A 1,336-nucleotide genomic window follows, 5' to 3' on the forward strand; every position below is an offset into this window, starting at 1 on the left:
TCTCTCGGGTCCACATCCCGAGCTTCCACCACACCCAGATCCCCCCCAACCCATTCTCAAACAGGCTCTAAGAACATCATGGGCCAAAAGGCTGCAATTAGGTGCAGGTCCTTTCTCGTGGCCGTTCAGGGTCCTGACACGGCCAAAGAGGGACTAGTGTGAACCAAGAGCCCGCGCTGCATGGTCAGGTCTGGTGTGGCTAAGGTTGTAGATTTGATTAGCCTAGCTTGCCGAAGTTCGGGGATGCAACCGACTCCAGTCGGTGCGGCAGACGGTCATGTGGCTGTGATCCTCTGCATGAGGCTCTGCAGGGTGCCATCGAAGCAATGAGCGGTTGCCTACGACATGGGGGTATCGTGCAGCGTACGCTGCTTCGTCAATATGATCTCCTGCAAGCTAAAATCTGCTTGCGCATGATGTGTTTACTCCAGTTACCATTCATAAAGTTACTTATGTAGTATTAATTAGATAAGATGGATGCTTCTATAGTTTCCGAACCATAAGTATCACAATATGTCACATGATTATACGTCATGTATACCTAGGGAAGCAATGGCAAATAACTATTGTTCTCCCCGAGCATTTTGCTGGTCAGCCACACAATGCACCTAATTTTAATTCACGCTCTGCATGGGAGCGACCTATGTCTAAGAGCGCTCGTCCTTCTCCGCCAAGTTTCATCCACGCCCCCGCATGGGGAGCGACTGTTCTGCGATAACCTGCTGCTTGCCTGAGGGAACTACTCTGAGTGTGCCAACCTCCGGCGGTGGCTGGTGATACCAGTAATCGGGACGCCCAGGGGCCCGGCAGAATCAGATGCGTCCTGGGTTCGAGGCCTGCGCGAACCTCCAGGGGGACGACATCAACTGCCAGTTCGCACGATCAGACGATCAGCGGCCCATCCGCATCGTAGGCCGGCTTCGCGCCGACATGCTCGATCCGACGGCGCCAGTTCGCGCTGAGGAAGTAGAACCGCAGGGAGTCGGCGTCCGGGTCGATCTTTGATAGCAGCCGCGCCCGCAGCACCGTCCATTGCGCCGGCTGCAGCTAGCAGAGTGACCTTCCCGGGATTTCTTCATACTTGGTGCGGTGGCAAGCTGCCGGCACGCCAGGTGTCCGCGGCATTCCCCGCGGCTGGAGGGTTCGGCTTGGTCAGCAGAGAACGGAACAGCATGCAGCGCCTGGTCCTCCAGTTCCTGCATGGCTATCTGAACGCCCGCGGCAATGCCGGATCCGAGATCGACCTGGCGGACGATCTCGCCATCGTCCGCTACCGGGTACCGATGGGCCGGTCGGCGGAGCTCTTCTATTGGGGTGCGGGGCCTCGGCGGCTGCC

1 pseudogene is annotated in these 1,336 nt (G+C 57.4%); it reads right to left on the reverse strand.

Annotation, left to right across the window (positions count from 1 at the left end):
* Positions 1–882: 882 nt before the first annotated feature.
* Positions 883–1,047: pseudogene (locus tag EQG76_RS29515) on the reverse strand (CRISPR-associated endonuclease Cas2); the annotation flags it as partial.
* Between the last annotated feature and the right edge of the window lie 289 nt (positions 1,048–1,336).

This window comes from Geminicoccus flavidas, assembly GCF_009806515.1.
In the GTDB taxonomy this organism is placed as follows: Bacteria; Pseudomonadota; Alphaproteobacteria; order Geminicoccales; family Geminicoccaceae; genus Geminicoccus; species Geminicoccus flavidus.